The sequence below is a fragment of the Lacrimispora struthionigena genome (assembly GCF_048627165.1).
In the GTDB taxonomy this organism is placed as follows: Bacteria; Bacillota; Clostridia; order Lachnospirales; family Lachnospiraceae; genus Lacrimispora.
In genome coordinates this window covers 37,828-52,387 of sequence record NZ_JBMBWP010000001.1, presented here as the reverse complement: position 1 = coordinate 52,387, position 14,560 = coordinate 37,828, and the positions used below count along the sequence as shown (strand labels likewise).

General features: G+C 42.6%; 15 protein-coding genes. 4 read left to right on the top strand and 11 right to left on the bottom strand.

What is annotated here, in order from left to right; all coding sequences use genetic code 11:
* From ACOAOT_RS00275 to ACOAOT_RS00260, 4 genes are all read right to left on the bottom strand, one after another.
* Nucleotides 1-867 carry an ABC transporter permease subunit gene (locus ACOAOT_RS00275; RefSeq protein WP_420215110.1) on the bottom strand — a complete coding sequence of 289 codons (867 nt, stop codon included), beginning with the start codon at nucleotides 865-867 and terminating at the stop codon, nucleotides 1-3.
* Entirely contained in the window at nucleotides 867-1,934 is a 1,068-nt protein-coding gene (locus tag ACOAOT_RS00270) for an ABC transporter ATP-binding protein (RefSeq protein WP_420215109.1), read from the bottom strand. The genes ACOAOT_RS00275 and ACOAOT_RS00270 overlap by 1 nt, the downstream gene beginning before the upstream one ends.
* Before the next feature lie 182 nt (nucleotides 1,935-2,116).
* Complete coding sequence (locus ACOAOT_RS00265; RefSeq protein WP_420215108.1) at nucleotides 2,117-3,007, bottom strand: DNA-3-methyladenine glycosylase family protein; 891 nt, start codon at nucleotides 3,005-3,007, stop codon at nucleotides 2,117-2,119.
* A complete protein-coding gene (locus ACOAOT_RS00260) occupies nucleotides 2,964-3,374 on the bottom strand; it encodes a MerR family transcriptional regulator (RefSeq protein ID WP_170820951.1) in 411 nt (136 codons plus the stop codon). Before ACOAOT_RS00260 ends, ACOAOT_RS00265 begins: the two co-directional genes overlap by 44 nt.
* A gap of 125 nt (nucleotides 3,375-3,499) precedes the next feature.
* Here ACOAOT_RS00260 and ACOAOT_RS00255 point away from each other — a divergent pair, with 125 nt between their 5' ends.
* A complete protein-coding gene (locus ACOAOT_RS00255) occupies nucleotides 3,500-4,351 on the top strand; it encodes an aldo/keto reductase (RefSeq protein ID WP_420215107.1) in 852 nt (283 codons plus the stop codon).
* Nucleotides 4,352-4,379: 28 nt separating this feature from the next.
* Nucleotides 4,380-5,564 (top strand): iron-containing alcohol dehydrogenase, encoded by a 1,185-nt coding sequence (locus ACOAOT_RS00250; protein ID WP_420215106.1) that lies wholly within the window; start codon nucleotides 4,380-4,382, stop codon nucleotides 5,562-5,564.
* A 65-nt stretch (nucleotides 5,565-5,629) separates the two neighbouring features.
* Here the strand turns inward: ACOAOT_RS00250 and ACOAOT_RS00245 are convergent, their stop codons facing one another.
* From ACOAOT_RS00245 to ACOAOT_RS00220, 6 genes are all read right to left on the bottom strand, one after another.
* Nucleotides 5,630-6,352, bottom strand: a complete 723-nt coding sequence (locus ACOAOT_RS00245; protein WP_420215105.1) for a hypothetical protein — start codon at nucleotides 6,350-6,352, stop codon at nucleotides 5,630-5,632.
* Between the two features lie 354 nt (nucleotides 6,353-6,706).
* On the bottom strand, nucleotides 6,707-7,318 hold the full coding sequence (locus ACOAOT_RS00240) for an HAD family hydrolase (RefSeq protein ID WP_420215104.1): 612 nt from the start codon (nucleotides 7,316-7,318) through the stop codon (nucleotides 6,707-6,709).
* Entirely contained in the window at nucleotides 7,315-8,658 is a 1,344-nt protein-coding gene (locus ACOAOT_RS00235; RefSeq protein WP_420215103.1) for an MATE family efflux transporter, read from the bottom strand. Before ACOAOT_RS00235 ends, ACOAOT_RS00240 begins: the two co-directional genes overlap by 4 nt.
* A gap of 23 nt (nucleotides 8,659-8,681) precedes the next feature.
* Nucleotides 8,682-9,185: a GreA/GreB family elongation factor gene (locus ACOAOT_RS00230; RefSeq protein WP_420215102.1), complete on the bottom strand. Its 504-nt coding sequence runs from the start codon at nucleotides 9,183-9,185 to the stop codon at nucleotides 8,682-8,684.
* Nucleotides 9,186-9,213: 28 nt separating this feature from the next.
* On the bottom strand, nucleotides 9,214-10,533 hold the full coding sequence (locus ACOAOT_RS00225; protein WP_420215101.1) for a 4Fe-4S dicluster domain-containing protein: 1,320 nt from the start codon (nucleotides 10,531-10,533) through the stop codon (nucleotides 9,214-9,216).
* 17 nt (nucleotides 10,534-10,550) lie between these two features.
* A complete protein-coding gene (locus tag ACOAOT_RS00220; protein ID WP_420215100.1) occupies nucleotides 10,551-11,525 on the bottom strand; it encodes a hypothetical protein in 975 nt (324 codons plus the stop codon).
* A gap of 168 nt (nucleotides 11,526-11,693) precedes the next feature.
* On the opposite strand from ACOAOT_RS00220, the gene ACOAOT_RS00215 reads away from it, so the two are divergent.
* Together ACOAOT_RS00215 and ACOAOT_RS00210 are read left to right on the top strand one after the other, a co-directional pair.
* On the top strand, nucleotides 11,694-12,575 hold the full coding sequence (locus ACOAOT_RS00215) for a LysR family transcriptional regulator (protein ID WP_420215099.1): 882 nt from the start codon (nucleotides 11,694-11,696) through the stop codon (nucleotides 12,573-12,575).
* A 94-nt stretch (nucleotides 12,576-12,669) separates the two neighbouring features.
* Nucleotides 12,670-13,611, top strand: a complete 942-nt coding sequence (locus tag ACOAOT_RS00210) for an NAD(P)H-binding protein (RefSeq protein ID WP_420215098.1) — start codon at nucleotides 12,670-12,672, stop codon at nucleotides 13,609-13,611.
* Nucleotides 13,612-13,683: 72 nt separating this feature from the next.
* On the opposite strand, the gene ACOAOT_RS00205 is transcribed toward ACOAOT_RS00210, so the two are convergent.
* Nucleotides 13,684-14,559: an aminoglycoside 6-adenylyltransferase gene (locus ACOAOT_RS00205; RefSeq protein WP_420215097.1), complete on the bottom strand. Its 876-nt coding sequence runs from the start codon at nucleotides 14,557-14,559 to the stop codon at nucleotides 13,684-13,686.
* Nucleotide 14,560: the final 1 nt, after the last annotated feature.

Here is a 14,560-nt window from a genome sequence, read left to right as displayed (position 1 = left end):
CTAACTCCATCTGCGTTTCTCTATGGACTGCACAGTCAGGAATACCAGCAGGAAGATTATGCTGATATAGGTAACCAAACCGCCCAGATCAAAAATATAATGAGTAGCAAAGTTCTGGAATACACCGGTGATTGCAACCTTTTCCATCACATTTGTCAGTGCCCGGTCAAACAAACCTTTTTTGATTAAGTATAATCCAACCATAACTATGATCCCAACTGCTTCTAAAATTACTGCAAGGCCGGTATGGCTGGTGATCCGGTTAACAATCAGCACTGCCAGAGACCAGAGCAGGAAAAATCCAATCAGGGATCCCAGTGCAGTAGTTGGTAAAAATCCCACCAGATTGGGCCACAAAAGCAGGAGAAGAATGATGCCAAAGGTTCCTACTGCAGCAATGATCTGGCTCTCTGTAAGGGAAGAAATAAACATACCAATGGCAATATAAACACATCCCAGTAAGAAAAACGCCAGAATTGCCGCATAGTCTGCCTTCAGATGGGCAGTTCCGTTCATCTTAATAATCAGCGGGCAAAGGCAGGACAAAACAACCGGAACTGCAAATACGGTAACCATGGAAAGATATTTTCCCAGTACTATTTTCCCCACGGAGACTGGAGAAGTTAACAATAGCTGATCGGTCTTAGTCTTTCTGTCATCTGCGAAACTTCTCATGGTCAGAACCGGAATTCCGATCATAATGATGGTTACCATTCCTGATAAGGTATAGGAAAAATACGGATATCCGCTCATCATGTTGTACGCCATGAAGTAAATTCCGATAAACAGCACCATAAATGCTATAAATACATATCCGGTCATGGACTGGAAGTAAGATTTCAGCTCTCTTCTATAAACAGCAGCCATTATAATTCCTCCTCTCCATCACTCTTATTTTCTGCATCTGTGTTTTCTGATTCCATATCTGCATTCAGTTCTCCATCTTCCTGAATTTCTTTTTGAATTTCTTCCTGACCATCTTCAGATTCTGCATCTGCCGTCAGCTCTAAGAATACTTCTTCCAGCGAAGCCTTGTTTACATGCATGGAAAGAATGGGGAGTCGGTTATCTGCAAAAGCAAAGAAGATGATTTCCCTGATATCCACTCCTTCTTCCCCAGTCCCAGCCAAGCGGAACGTTACCTTTTTTACTGCCTCTTCTCCACTTTCTTTCACGGTTACGTCAGCTGCCTGGGGAATGGTGTCAAGAATAGCACGGATCTGAACTTCTTCTCCCTTTATCAGCAGTTCCATACCGGAAGCATCTGCCATCTGGCGCTCTAGGTTTTCCGGTGTGTCGCTGGCAATCAGCCGTCCCCGGTCTATAATCAGTACATGATCGCAGACTGCGCTTACTTCGGATAGAATATGGGAACTTAGAATAACCGTATGCTTCTGACCCAGTTCTCTTATGGTATCCCGTATTTCTATGATCTGTTTTGGATCTAATCCCACGGTTGGCTCATCTAAAATAATAACCGGAGGGAAGCCCAGAACTGCCTGGGCAAGCCCTACTCTTTGTCTGTAGCCTTTGGAGAGGTTACGAATCAGGCGTCCGCTTACATCAGTAAGCTTCGCTAAGTTCATTACTTTAAGGACTTCCTCTTCCCTGTCTTTTTTCGGTATTTTCTTTAATTCTGCAGCAAAATCAAGCTGTTCCTTTACTGTCATATCGACGTAAAGAGGGGGTAGCTCCGGCAGATAACCAATGCACCTTTTTGCCTCCTCCGGATCCTCTAAAATGTTATGGCCATTAATCCACACATCACCCTCGGTCGCACCTATGTAACCGGTTATAATATTCATTGTAGTGGATTTTCCTGCTCCGTTGGGCCCCAGAAAACCATAGATCTTGCCATCCTGAATGGTAAAGTTTAAATGATCCACAGCCAGATGCCCGCCGTAATCTTTTACCAGGTTTTTGACTTCAATCAACTCTCTCTCCTCCTGTTCTATTTTCATAATCGTGTCCTTACTTAGGGTAAAAGGGAATTGTGAAGATTGTGTGATTTAACTTTGTTTATTGTGTGATAAAAGTATGAATTATTTCGACAATAGAAAAGACAAGAACAGCCTGGAGCATTCCATGCCCAGACTGTCCGTCATAAAGAGGTGATTTATTCAGCCGCCAACCGGTTGATTTTATGGTAAAACATATATTGCTGCAGGATTCCTGCATATCCCTCATACCGGTTAAGCGGGAAACCATTGGGATAATATGTGGTTATTATCTGCTTCACATGGGTATCTACCGGGAAAGCACCTACATGGTGAAGTCCGAACAGGCAGACACAATCTGCCACCTTCTTACCAATCCCATACTGTGTTAAAAGTGTTGCATGAGAATTCTCGTAATCCGCTTTCTTTAATTCGGACAACCACATCTCTCCATCCGGTCCGCTGCAGCACTGAGCGATATGAAGAATATACTTATCCCGGTATCCCAGCCCCAGATCAGACAAACCTGGAAGGCCGGCGGAGGCAATGGATTCAGGCGTAGGAAACGTCTTAAAGCTTCTGGTAACCTCATCCCATGTTCCAGCAGAAGACATTACCAGGCCTCTTCCCTTCTTTTCCTCTCCAAACCGGTTGCATAATTCCCTCACACTCCCCTTAATCCGTGGGATATTATTATTCTGGGATATTAGAAATGTAACCAGCATCTCCCATAAATCCTGGCGAAGAATCCTCACTCCCCAGCCGCACCGGATAGCTTCCCGTAAATAAGAGTCCTCTTCCGGTACCTGCTTCTTATATCCGCAGTAATCCCCTTCCAAATCAAAATAATGGGACCATATCTTTTGAAATTCTTCCTCTTCACAGGAAAAAAGAAACTCTTCCCCTTCTTTCACCGCTTCTATGTATTGCGCTCCAGCCGTAACAGACCAGATCCCCTGCTCCAGTTGTTCCATGCGAAAGCACTGCCCTGATTTCGCAATCTGACCCAGATCCATATCATCTATTTTAATCCGTACCATGACTGACTGCTCCAATCTCACTTTTTTCATCTAAATACTTCTCGTACTGATCAGTGAAATACGTGATCTTATGATCCACCTTGCATAAGTACTTCTTAAGTCCGGCAATCTGATCCTCTACTTCCTTTTTGTGGGCTATCAGCATGGAACACCGTTCTTTTAACGTCTCTTTCCCCTGTAGGCTCAGCTCCACAAATTCCCTGATCTGTTTGATCGCCATCCCTGTGTTTTTCAGACAGCAGATTAAAGACAGCCACTCTAAGTCCTCCTCGGAATAACGGCGGATTCCGCTTTCACTTCTGTCTACGAATGGAAGAAGCCCTTCCCGTTCATAATACCGGAGAACGTGTGGCTTTAAATGTGTCTTTTCTGATACCTGTTTTATGGTGTAATTCATTTTTATCCTTTTCCCGCAGATTTTCCAATCTGTCTCTTGACTTAAAGTTAACGTTAAGGTTTACAATACTTACTATACAATAGTTTGATCCTGTGATCAAGCGAAATCAACAAGGAGGTACCTGAATGAAATCTTTATCAGACAACTATATACTGGCTAATGGTGTGAAAATCCCCTGTATCGGCTTTGGCACCTGGAAAGCACAAAATGGAGAAACTGCAGTCAATGCAGTAAAGCAGGCTCTTAAGACTGGCTACCGTCACATCGATACTGCTGCACTCTATTACAATGAGGAAAGCGTTGGAACCGGAATTAAGGAAAGCGGTGTTCCAAGAGAAGAGATCTTTGTTACCAGCAAGCTGCAAAACCCTGAACATGGATATCAGCAAACACTGAATGCCTTTGAGGCGACCATGAAAAACTTAGATCTGGATTACTTAGACTTATACTTAATTCATTGGCCCAATCCCATTAAAACCCGTGCCAACTGGCAGGAAGCCAATGCCGGCACATGGAAAGCATTTGAAGAACTGTATGAGGCGGGCCGTATCCGTTCCATCGGTGTCAGCAATTTCCGGATTCATCACTTAGAAGAACTTATGAAGACAGCAAAAATTGCACCAATGGTAAACCAGATCCGACTTTGCCCGGGTGATACCCAGGATGAGCTGGTTTCTTACTTAAAGGAACACAATATACTGGTAGAAGCTTACAGTCCTCTGGGATCTGGAAAAATATTTGAAGTTCCGGAAATGATTGCACTGTCAGAGAAATATGGGAAATCCATTGCACAGATATGTGTGAGATGGAGCTTACAGATGGGCTTTCTTCCTTTGCCCAAGTCCGTCACAAAAGAGCGGATTGAAGAAAATGCCCATGTATTTGATTTTGAGCTTACAGCCGAAGATGTATCCATCATAGCCGGCTTAAAGGGCTGCTGCGGATATTCCACCAACCCGGATACCACAGATTTTTAAATAATGTATAGAAAAGAGGGGTATTACCATGTTAAATTTTGATTTTCACATTCCTACCCGCATCTGCTTTGGAAAAGACTCCCATAAGGAAATCGGAAGCCTTCTTGCTCCTTATGCAAAAAAGGTACTTTTGCATTACAGCGGGGACAGAATCAAAAAGAACGGTCTGTATGATACCGTTGTCCAGTCTTTAAAAGAAAATGGTATTGAATTTGCTGAGCTGGGAGGAGTCGTACCGAATCCACGGCTGTCACTTGTTTATGAAGGCATCAGACTATGCAAAGACCAGGGTATTGACTTAATTCTGGCAGTTGGCGGCGGAAGCGTGATTGACTCTGCAAAGGCGATCGCCATCGGGGTTTGCTATGAGGGAGACGTCTGGGACGTATATGAACAGGGTAAAGCCATTACTGCTGCCCTTCCGGTTGCTACGATTTTGACCATTCCGGCTGCAGGAAGCGAATCCAGCAACAGTACGGTTATTACCAACGAAGAAAAGCAGATGAAACTGGGATATGGAAGCGATCTGGTCCGTCCGGTCTTAAGTGTAATGAATCCCGAGTTTTTCTTTACTCTTCCGAAAAACCAGATTGCCAACGGTGTGGCTGATATGATGAGCCATATATTTGAGCGTTATTTTACCAATACTCTGAATACGGATCTGACAGACGGTCTCTGTGAAACCACGTTAAAATCAATTATGAGACATGCTCTTCTGGTTTCAGAAAATCCAAAGGACTACGACGCCTGGTGCCAGGTGGGACTGGGCGGCACCATTGCCCACAACGATCTACTGGGGCTTGGTCGCAGACAGGACTGGGCATGCCACGGTATGGAACATGAGCTGAGTGCAATATACGATGTGGCTCACGGTGCAGGACTGGCAGTCCTTACTCCCGCCTGGATGAAATATGTTTATAAAACAAACATCAACATGTTTGTCCAGTTTGCTGTTAACGTTATGGGTGTAGAAGGAAGCTTTCGGGATCCTGATTCCATCGTACTGGAAGGAATCAACCGCCTGTCTCAGTTCTTTGTGAAAATGGGTCTTCCCACAACACTTGAGGAGCTGGGTATTGACAGCACCAATTTAGAGCTGATGGCTAAAAAATCAACCGGAGAGGCTTATGGGGTGGAGCACCCACTTGGCGGTCTGAAAAAGCTGTACTGGCAGGATGTTCTGGAAATTTATAAAATGGCTTCAAAATCATAAAACAGAAAACAGGAGCCTGGGAGAAAAATTTATCTCCCGGGCTCCTGTTTGATTAAGCTTATAGCTTATTCCCAATAAACCACAACATTTTTTGCTGCATCATCTACATACGTCATATACCGTATGGATTTTTCAAACTGACTTCTTGGCATACTGATTAAAACAGAAGTATCCCATGGATTTATTACCACTACAGTATTTTTATTTACACTCTTAATGGAATAGGAATGACCGCCATCGCCAATAATTCCTCTGCCTGGATCTGCTATATTAAAATCACAGGCCGCTGTAATTCCTTCTCCATTCTGACACTTTGCAGCCATGATATTCATAATTTCTGTTTTATTTGTGGACCAGTATGTTCTTTGTCTGAATCCGGTCATCGTTGTAAATACATCACAGGCAAAACAACTGTTATAAACATTCATAGCCTGCTGTAAACCGGCTTCAATTACTCTGGCATCCAGGTCCCCTTCTATGTATGCGTTCTCAACATCCATTTCCGATACCGTTTGTCTTCCGGAACCAAAATTAAGTGTATAAGTTCCATTATAATTATCTGTAATCATTTTTCTAAAAATTTTTCTTCCATATTTGCTGTTATCCAGTGCCTGTATGGCAGAAACTGCTCCACAGTCATTGGCATCACCCTGATGGAATGTGCTTAGCTTCCCATCCAGTTGTGTTGCAGGGTCACCAGCATAAGCTGTAATTGGTGTAAAGGTGGCTCCAGCTGCAATTCCCACTGCTAAGCAGAAAGCTCCGAATTTAGTTTTGATTTTTCTCATATTAATATTCATTCTAATATCTATTCCTTTCGTTTCTCAAGTCTGAATTTGTAACGATGTCCGCAAGACTTTTTCATACTGTCCTTCTTCCACTCATAATGTCCCAAGTATTTAGTTCTGATTGATTTTCCTAGCTGCTGTTCATATCGATTCATCCCCCTGTTTCTTGTTTGTCTTTTGGATTCGCTATCGGATTAATTATACACTATTTTGTCACAATATGACGTATCATGTAAGAAATAGTAGTCTGCATGTAACTTTTGGTGGTTTTTTCGCTATTTTTCGACAATTTGCTTTTTATTTTATTACAAAAAAATCAGGGAGTTTCTGCTCCCTGACCCTTTGGCTTTTTTATTAATCATTTAATTTACTCAGACATTCCTTCAGTGCTTCAATATTTCTGTCAGCAAAGCAGTAACCTTCCATACCGCATTCCCTTGCACCTTCCACATTCATAAGCAGGTCATCAATAAAAAAGCATTCCTCCGGTTTTAGATGAAACCGTTGAAAGAGATGCCCGTACATCTCCTTTTGCGGCTTCATGCATTTTACTTCTGCAGAAAAGAGAACTCCATCAAAATACTCGATTCCCGGTATAATAGTCGTATAAGTCAACAGGCGGAGAGATGCATTGGAACATAAATAGATCCCATACCCCTGTTCCTTTAACTCCCGCACAAGTTCTCCCATCTCTTTTACAGGATACATATTATATTCATGCCAGTGTTTCAGGCAGAGCTCTGCCATTTCCTTTGCGTGGTCTGTGGACAGACGGGACTGCATTCTCTTTAAGGCATCCTCCTCAGATATCAGACCCATATCAAGCAACAGCCATTCCTGGGAATCGAAAACCGATGTGCAGACTTCCTTTCGTTCCGCTTCATCCTCCATAAATACTGCGCCAACCTTATGTCCTTCATAATCAACCAGTACTTTTCCCATATCGAATACTATGTTTTTTATCATCTGTCACTCTCCTGTAGTAATTCATTTCTATTTTTAAACCAAAAATAATAAGGTACTTCTGCAAGAAGCATGCAGGCCCAGCCGATGAGGCTGGCATATGCAACTCCCTTCATTCCCATCACAGGGACGAGAAGAGATACGAATACCACCCGCACAGAAATCTGGATCAGAGTTGAGATCAACGTAATGGACATATTCCCCATACCCCTGAAAAATCCCTGAATCCCATTGGTAAACGCAGGCATGAGGTAGAAAAATGCCATCAGCCCCAGATATTGTACACCGATGCCAACCATTCCCGTATCATTCTCTGATACAAACAGCTTCATCACAGGCTCTTTTATGATAAGGATTAGTATGCAGATGAAAACCCAGTATCCTGCCTCAATCATAAGTCCTGCACGAAATCCCTTCCTGATCCGGCTGCTGTTTTTTGCCCCTCTGTTCTGGGCTACAAAGGTCATGATCCCGCTGGAAATACTCTGCTCCGGCGTAAACGCAAAATCATCCACTCTGTTTACCGCATTGAATGCTGCAATGGTACTGACTCCAAGAGGATTGATCATCCCCTGAATCAGAAGCTTGCCGATGGGTTGGCAGGATTGCTGCAGCGCCGTAATTGCTCCCTGTCTTAGCGTCAGGTTTAATAACTCTTTGTCCAGCCGAATTTCCTTCCTGCCCACTCTGAGAAGTGGAACCTTTCTATATATGTATAGAATACAAAGCCCGGCAGATACCGCCTCTGCAATAACCGTAGCAACCGCTGCTCCGATCACATCCATATGAAACCATGCTACAAACACCACATCTAACAGTCCGTTTAATACAGAAGCCGCAGCCAGAAACCGAACCGGAGTTTTGGAATCTCCCACACTTCTTAGTGCAGATGCCACCGCATTATAAAAAAACGTAAAAGGCATTCCAAGAAATATAATCCGCAAATACATGGCTGAAGCTTCCAAAATCTGATCTGGGACCCGAAGCAGCCTTAAGATCCCCCTGGACGCCATAAATCCCAGTGTAGCAATAATGAGTGAAAAGAAACACCCAAAAATAAGTATGGTAGAAACCTCTTCTTTCAGCCTTTTTTCATCACCTGCTCCGAAGAATTCACTCATCAGCACCGATGCTCCGATGCAGATTCCTGTAATTCCTAAAATTACAATGCTCATAACAGGGTTTGCCGTTCCCACTGCAGCAAGGGCATCTTCTCCCGCATAACGCCCGACTATAATGGAATCCACCGCATTGTAAGTCAGCTGAAATAAATTACCCAGAACCAGAGGAATGGAGAAACGTATCAGCTGGGAGGAAATATTGCCTTTTGTCATATCTTTCATCTAGTAAGCCTTCCTTTAACGGATTAGTAGCTTCTCAACTGATCGCTTCCATCATCCTTAGTTTTCTCCAGACGTTTCACCTCTACGTAGTAGCCTGTTTTATCATTTACCTTAACATAAATACGGTCTCCCACTTTATGTCCCAGAATAGCGCTGCCAAGTGGTGACTCAGAACTGATTAAACCCTTTATGGAATTTCCACGGACGGTTGTCACCAGTTTATAGGTCTCCACCTCATCATCATCTTCAAAATACAGATCCACGGTATTATAAAGCCCGATTTCATCTTCTTTGGAATTGTCAGTAATAATTTGAGCCGTCTTAATCATTTTTTCCAGATAACGGATTCTGCTTTCGTTCTGATTTTTATCCTTTTTGGCTGCATGATATTCAAAGTTTTCGCTTAAATCTCCATGGGCTCTTGCTTCCTTAACCGCTTCCAGGGCTTCCCTGCGAACCACCAGTTTGCGGTGTTCTATTTCCTGTTTCATTTTTTCAATATCAATTTCTGTCAATTTGTCAAACACGTTACCACTTTCCCTTTCTTCCTGCTGGTTAAGAAAGGCTTTTACTCCCTTTTGGGCTTTCTTCCACCGGTTTTCTTTTATAGAGGGACAAAAGCCTGTCTAAATAAATGGATTTCAGCTGTTTGCTAGCCATTGCCTGCTTTAGCGGAGAAAGCTTTAAAATCGTTCCAAAAAGCGCTGCCATAGCACGGTGGCTGGCAAATGCCTGATTATCAAATATAAGATTCTGCAGAGTTCCCTTTTCAATGGCCTGGAGCACAAAGCGATGGGTACTGTTCACCGGCGTGATAATCTGTTTTGCCCTTTTTTCCAGTTTGATCGCTTTTACACTGCAGTTTCTGGCGCATACACCGCAGCCAAGGCAGATTTCCTCATCCACTACAGCTTTTCTCTTTCCATGCTCATCGGTTTCCATGGAGATTGCCAGAATGGGGCATGCCTTCTCACATTTGCCGCATCCCACACAAGTTTCCCCGGATATATGGGGAATGTAATTGGTAGTCGCAACGGGCTGCATGGGACTGAATTTTCTGGCTGCCTGAAGTGCTTCACAACAGCATCCGCAGCAGTTGCAGATAAACGCCGGGTGCTCCCGGACATTTTCTCCGATCTGCACCAGATTGCTGGCATAGGACCGTTCCAGTGCATCCATGGCTTCCTCTTTGGAAACCAGTCTTGTATAATCCCCATGTTCTGCCAGAGAACGGGCAACATTGTCAAAGGTCAGGCACACATCCCAGGGAGCATTGATTTCACAGGGATGACCGGCATGGGACATCTTATGACGGCAGTAGCAAAGCCCCAGTCCGATGTAATCCGCCTCCTTAACGATGTAGGAAGCCCGTTCATAATCCAGAATATGGTTGGTTTTATCCGTCATCAGCACAGGTTCCTGTACATAGACTCTTCCTAGTTTTGTTTCTGTAGCAAAAAATAAGTCCTTTATAAAGTCCTCTTCTACATTCATGTATTGATAGTAAAGCTCGCTTAAGTATTTCTGGTCAATATCTCCTCTTGTCCTCATCAGGGCAAATTCAATAAAACCAGCCATGGGAGGCGGCATAACAAACTTCCGGATTCCATTATGATAAGAATCCACCAGAAGGGCTTTTTCACAGAGATGGTTTAATAGCCGTTCTGCTTTCAGCTCCGTTGTCTCCCAGATTTTAGCTGCCTTTTTCACCGTAAACGGCCGTACCGGCAGCAGTGCCACCCATTTTGCTTCTTTCTCCGAATACAAAACCTGAAGAATTTTATAAAGCGTCTCCGACTCAGGCGCCCCTTGTGTAAACCAGTTAATGCGGTCACTTAAATTTAAGTACGCATCACGGGCTGTCAGATGACCCATTTTCATGCCTTCTTTCTTTATGCTTTTTTTGCAATAATCTCAATACGCCTCAAAGTGGTGCCCACACTCTTACTGGACTCAACCGTCATCCCAAACAGCCTTAACAGATTCTTCGTTCCCTCTTTGGTTAAATAAACCTCCGAAGCAGCCTGCCGCCAGAGAGTATTCCCCTTCTTTTGCAGAAGATCCATGGATTTATCCAGATCTGGTCCATCAAACCAGAGAATTCCACCATCTGCCAGGTTTTCAGTCGCTTTATCGAGAATTGCATTCATGTCCCGGTTGTCCGTGAGATGTTCAATGATAACCACTGCATAGCTCCCCTTTATAACGGGGCTGATGGGCTCAGTTCCATTTAGAACATCCATCTCATAACCAGCACTCACTGCCTCTTTATATAATTGACTGTTTTGACTGCCGATAAACAACATGGTATTGCCAGAGGCAAGCCTTTCAATATCCGCCAGTATTCTTTTACATTTTGCCTGAGAGTGTCCTGCTCTCTTTTTCCTTTTTACCACCCAAGGCTCTTCTTTTGCCAGATAGTAATTTCCGCACTCTTCACACTTCATAAAGATACGGACCGGACTTAACAGTTCTTTCCCCTCTTCATCTCCTTCAATATAAAGGGATGCTCCGTAATGCACCGTCCCTTTTCCTGCACAGACGGGGCAGATCTCAATCTCTGCAAACATTAAATTTCTCAGTTCTTTTAAAGCCTTAAAATACCAGCGGTACAAACGATCCCGGAATTCCCCGTCATAAACAAACAGCCAGTTTTTTATGACTTCTGCCAGCCATCTTGTCTCATGGATCACAGACTTGTCCGCCTGAAGTCCTTTTAAGTTTTCTTCCAGCGTGAGGAGTCCGGAAACAGCATCCTCTTTCAGCCGGTCATTTCCCTGAGAAGTAATCAGATGCTCGATCCCTTCCACTACACTGCTGCATAAATTGACCATCACTACCAGCTGATTCATTTTGCCTGTCGCCATACGTTGATCCTTTCCTGTCACTTGTTTCAGTTCCTTTGTACATATCCCCTGTTATTTTAGCACTTTTAAAAGGGGAAAGGCAAATACTTTCTTGTAGAGTGCCTGCAATCGGTCTATAATAATATCATTAAATGCAGGGATAGAAAGTTGATAATCAGAGAGGTTAACATGAATTTTGATAAAATAAAATACTTTATTGACTTGGTAGAATGCAGGAACTTTACAGAAACTGCAAAGAAAAACTTTGTATCACAGACTACAATCAGTCTACAGATTGCATCACTGGAAGAGGAAACAGATATTCAATTGATAGACAGGAAAAAAATCCCTATTGAACCTACCCCTGCCGGATGGCTGTTTTATGATGAGGCTGTCACCCTTTGGAAGCAATACAATCATATGAAAACCACATTGAATAATTATAAAATGAATCACGATCTGACAATCCGCGTAGAATATGCTGCAGCAACAGATATTCAGAGCATGCTTCGCTTAATGCCTTCTTTTAAAGAAAAGAATCCTAATATAAAATTAGAATTGGATAAAGTGCTGCTAAAAGATGTATCAGAATATCTGCTAAAGGGATTGTATGATATTGCTATCGCCTTTGATTCGGAGTTTAAGGATAAACCCGACATTCTCACTTATCCACTTTACAGCGGGCAGTATTGTGCAGTTGTCAGCCGCAGCCACCCTTTGTTTCACCATAAAACGATTTCCAAAGACGAATTGTATCAATATCCACTGATTATGCTGAATCCCGAATCCATTGGCAGTTCCTATGAACTGATGATACAGCATGCAGCCTTAGATGGATATCACCCCCAAATCGTCCGGTCCGCAGATGATATTGAGACTGAGCTGTTTTACATTGTTACTGAAAACCTGATTGGATTTTTTCCGGATAATTATAATCCTGCTTATTTGGAAAATGATGTCCGAATGATTCCTTTAGATGATACAAACCATACATTCCGTATCGAAATTGCTTATTTAAAGGATAATAAAAATATTGCTTTAAAACATTTTCTTAAGCATATAAAGAATTAGTTTTTTGAATGACCCATGTAATTATTTCATTGGACTTTGTTTAATTTTTAACATATTATAAAAATATAAACAAACAGAAGGAGGAACAATAACTATGGGCAAATTATTATTAACTGGAGCCGATGGTAATTTAGGTAAGCAGGCGGCTAAATATCTATTAGAGTTAGTTGAGAAGGACAAACTCATTTTTTGCGGTTATAACCAGGAATCCTTAAAAGAATTTACAAAACAGGGCATCGAAACTCATGTAACGAACTTTAACGACAGGGAAGGACTTGCCGAAGCCTTTGCCAATGCAGACAAAATTGCTTTAATTTCCATGCCTTTTGTGGGAAAAAAGCGTCAGAATGCTCACAAGAATGCAATCGATGCCGCTAAGAAAGCCAACGTCAGACAGATCATCTATACCTCTCTTGTAAATGCGGCAGATGAATCAAATCCCAGTGTTGAAAAAATCGACCATGCCTTCACAGAGGATTACATCAGACAGACCGGACTGGATTATATATTCCTCCGTAATTCACAATATGCAGAAGCCATGATTACCAACTATTTTACCTTTGCCAAAATGGATGGCGTATTAAAAAACAGCCAGGGAAGCGGAAAAATGGCTTATATTTCCCGTAAAGACTGTGCCAAAGCAATTGCTTATTCTCTTGTATCCGAACAATATCATGAATCCATTCTAAATATTAACGGACCTCAGTTAATGACCATTTCTGAATTTATCGAATATGGAAATCAGGCTACTGGAAACCATGTAACTTATGAGGAATTAACGGACGAAGAAAACTATGCCATTTTTGACTCTATGGGAGTACCAAGAACCACTGACGGAAAATTTAAGGATGATTCTGAAGCACCATTTTCATCAGAGGGTATGGTGACGTTTGCTCAAGCTATTCGCCTGGGTAAAATGGATATATTTACGGACGATTTTAAGAATCTAACCGGTCAGGAGCCGCTCACAGTTCAATATATGTTTGAACATGCAGATGACTTCCAGATTGGTGAACGGCATTCAAAGGATAATTAATAAATCAAAATCCATGGATTTCTGCTGGGTTTTTACAGAAATCCATGGATTTTCCTATGTGATACGATTTGATCAATAAACTTGTTTTGCATCCGGGGGAAGTTCTCTGACATGATTTAAATATCCCATACAGTTTGACGCTTCGGTTATGTCATAGAAAAAGCCACACTCACCTGACACAAATCCTGCCACCTCATGAAACAGGTTACACATTATTTCTACTGCTTCCCAGATATGTTCTGCCTCTGCATCCGCAAATGTCTTTAAAAATCTCTCCCATTCTCCCTCTGACAACCACCGGTACATATCCTTACCGGCCTTTCCGATACTGCATGAAAAACCGGTCACAATTCCGATCTTCCAGGATAACAGTGCCACCAGCTGGGGCCGTATGTAATGATTGAGCATATCCTGCACATATGGGATCTCGTTCCTCCACAATCCCTTGGCTACGTTATCAAGACACCACCAGAATTCATTACAGGTACATAAGAATTCTGTCTGCGTGGGCTTTTTTACCCAATGGCTTTGATCTGATGATTCCGGGATTACAGGTAGAATGTTATCTTTGTCCAACAGAATTTTACAGAGCCGGTCGGCATAGATATCTTTTAATGCATAATCCTGGGTCACCACAGTAAGATCCAATCTGTTTCCGTCAGAAAACTGCATTAACCACCCATAGCTTTCGTCCTTCTTATGGGGAAACGCCGGGTTTTCATCTGGATACTGCATAAAAAGCCGCTCTCCAAACCGGTCGATCCATGGTATATCTTTAATAAAAGACTCCGTCTCTTTTACTATGTAAACTACATCATAATCCTGAAACAGATCCCGCACTGCATTTGGATTTGTTCTGGACCCGCCCATGTAAACTCCTCTGATTCTGTCATCAGCCTCAGCTGTACCAAGGATCAGATCATACATTTCTTTTTCGGTTCTCATCATT

What these genes read in the sequence shown, in the direction of transcription:
- ACOAOT_RS00275 (WP_420215110.1), bottom strand. Translation starts at nt 867, where the DNA reads ATGGCTGCTGTTTATAGAAGAGAGCTGAAATCTTACTTCCAGTCCATG.
- ACOAOT_RS00265 (WP_420215108.1), bottom strand. Translation starts at nt 3,007, where the DNA reads ATGAAAAAAGTGAGATTGGAGCAGTCAGTCATGGTACGGATTAAAATA.
- ACOAOT_RS00260 (WP_170820951.1), bottom strand. Translation starts at nt 3,374, where the DNA reads ATGAATTACACCATAAAACAGGTATCAGAAAAGACACATTTAAAGCCA.
- ACOAOT_RS00255 (WP_420215107.1), top strand. Translation starts at nt 3,500, where the DNA reads ATGAAATCTTTATCAGACAACTATATACTGGCTAATGGTGTGAAAATC.
- ACOAOT_RS00250 (WP_420215106.1), top strand. Translation starts at nt 4,380, where the DNA reads ATGTTAAATTTTGATTTTCACATTCCTACCCGCATCTGCTTTGGAAAA.
- ACOAOT_RS00245 (WP_420215105.1), bottom strand. Translation starts at nt 6,352, where the DNA reads ATGAGAAAAATCAAAACTAAATTCGGAGCTTTCTGCTTAGCAGTGGGA.
- ACOAOT_RS00240 (WP_420215104.1), bottom strand. Translation starts at nt 7,318, where the DNA reads ATGATAAAAAACATAGTATTCGATATGGGAAAAGTACTGGTTGATTAT.
- ACOAOT_RS00235 (WP_420215103.1), bottom strand. Translation starts at nt 8,658, where the DNA reads ATGAAAGATATGACAAAAGGCAATATTTCCTCCCAGCTGATACGTTTC.
- ACOAOT_RS00225 (WP_420215101.1), bottom strand. Translation starts at nt 10,533, where the DNA reads ATGGGTCATCTGACAGCCCGTGATGCGTACTTAAATTTAAGTGACCGC.
- ACOAOT_RS00220 (WP_420215100.1), bottom strand. Translation starts at nt 11,525, where the DNA reads ATGGCGACAGGCAAAATGAATCAGCTGGTAGTGATGGTCAATTTATGC.
- ACOAOT_RS00215 (WP_420215099.1), top strand. Translation starts at nt 11,694, where the DNA reads ATGAATTTTGATAAAATAAAATACTTTATTGACTTGGTAGAATGCAGG.
- ACOAOT_RS00210 (WP_420215098.1), top strand. Translation starts at nt 12,670, where the DNA reads ATGGGCAAATTATTATTAACTGGAGCCGATGGTAATTTAGGTAAGCAG.
- ACOAOT_RS00205 (WP_420215097.1), bottom strand. Translation starts at nt 14,559, where the DNA reads ATGATGAGAACCGAAAAAGAAATGTATGATCTGATCCTTGGTACAGCT.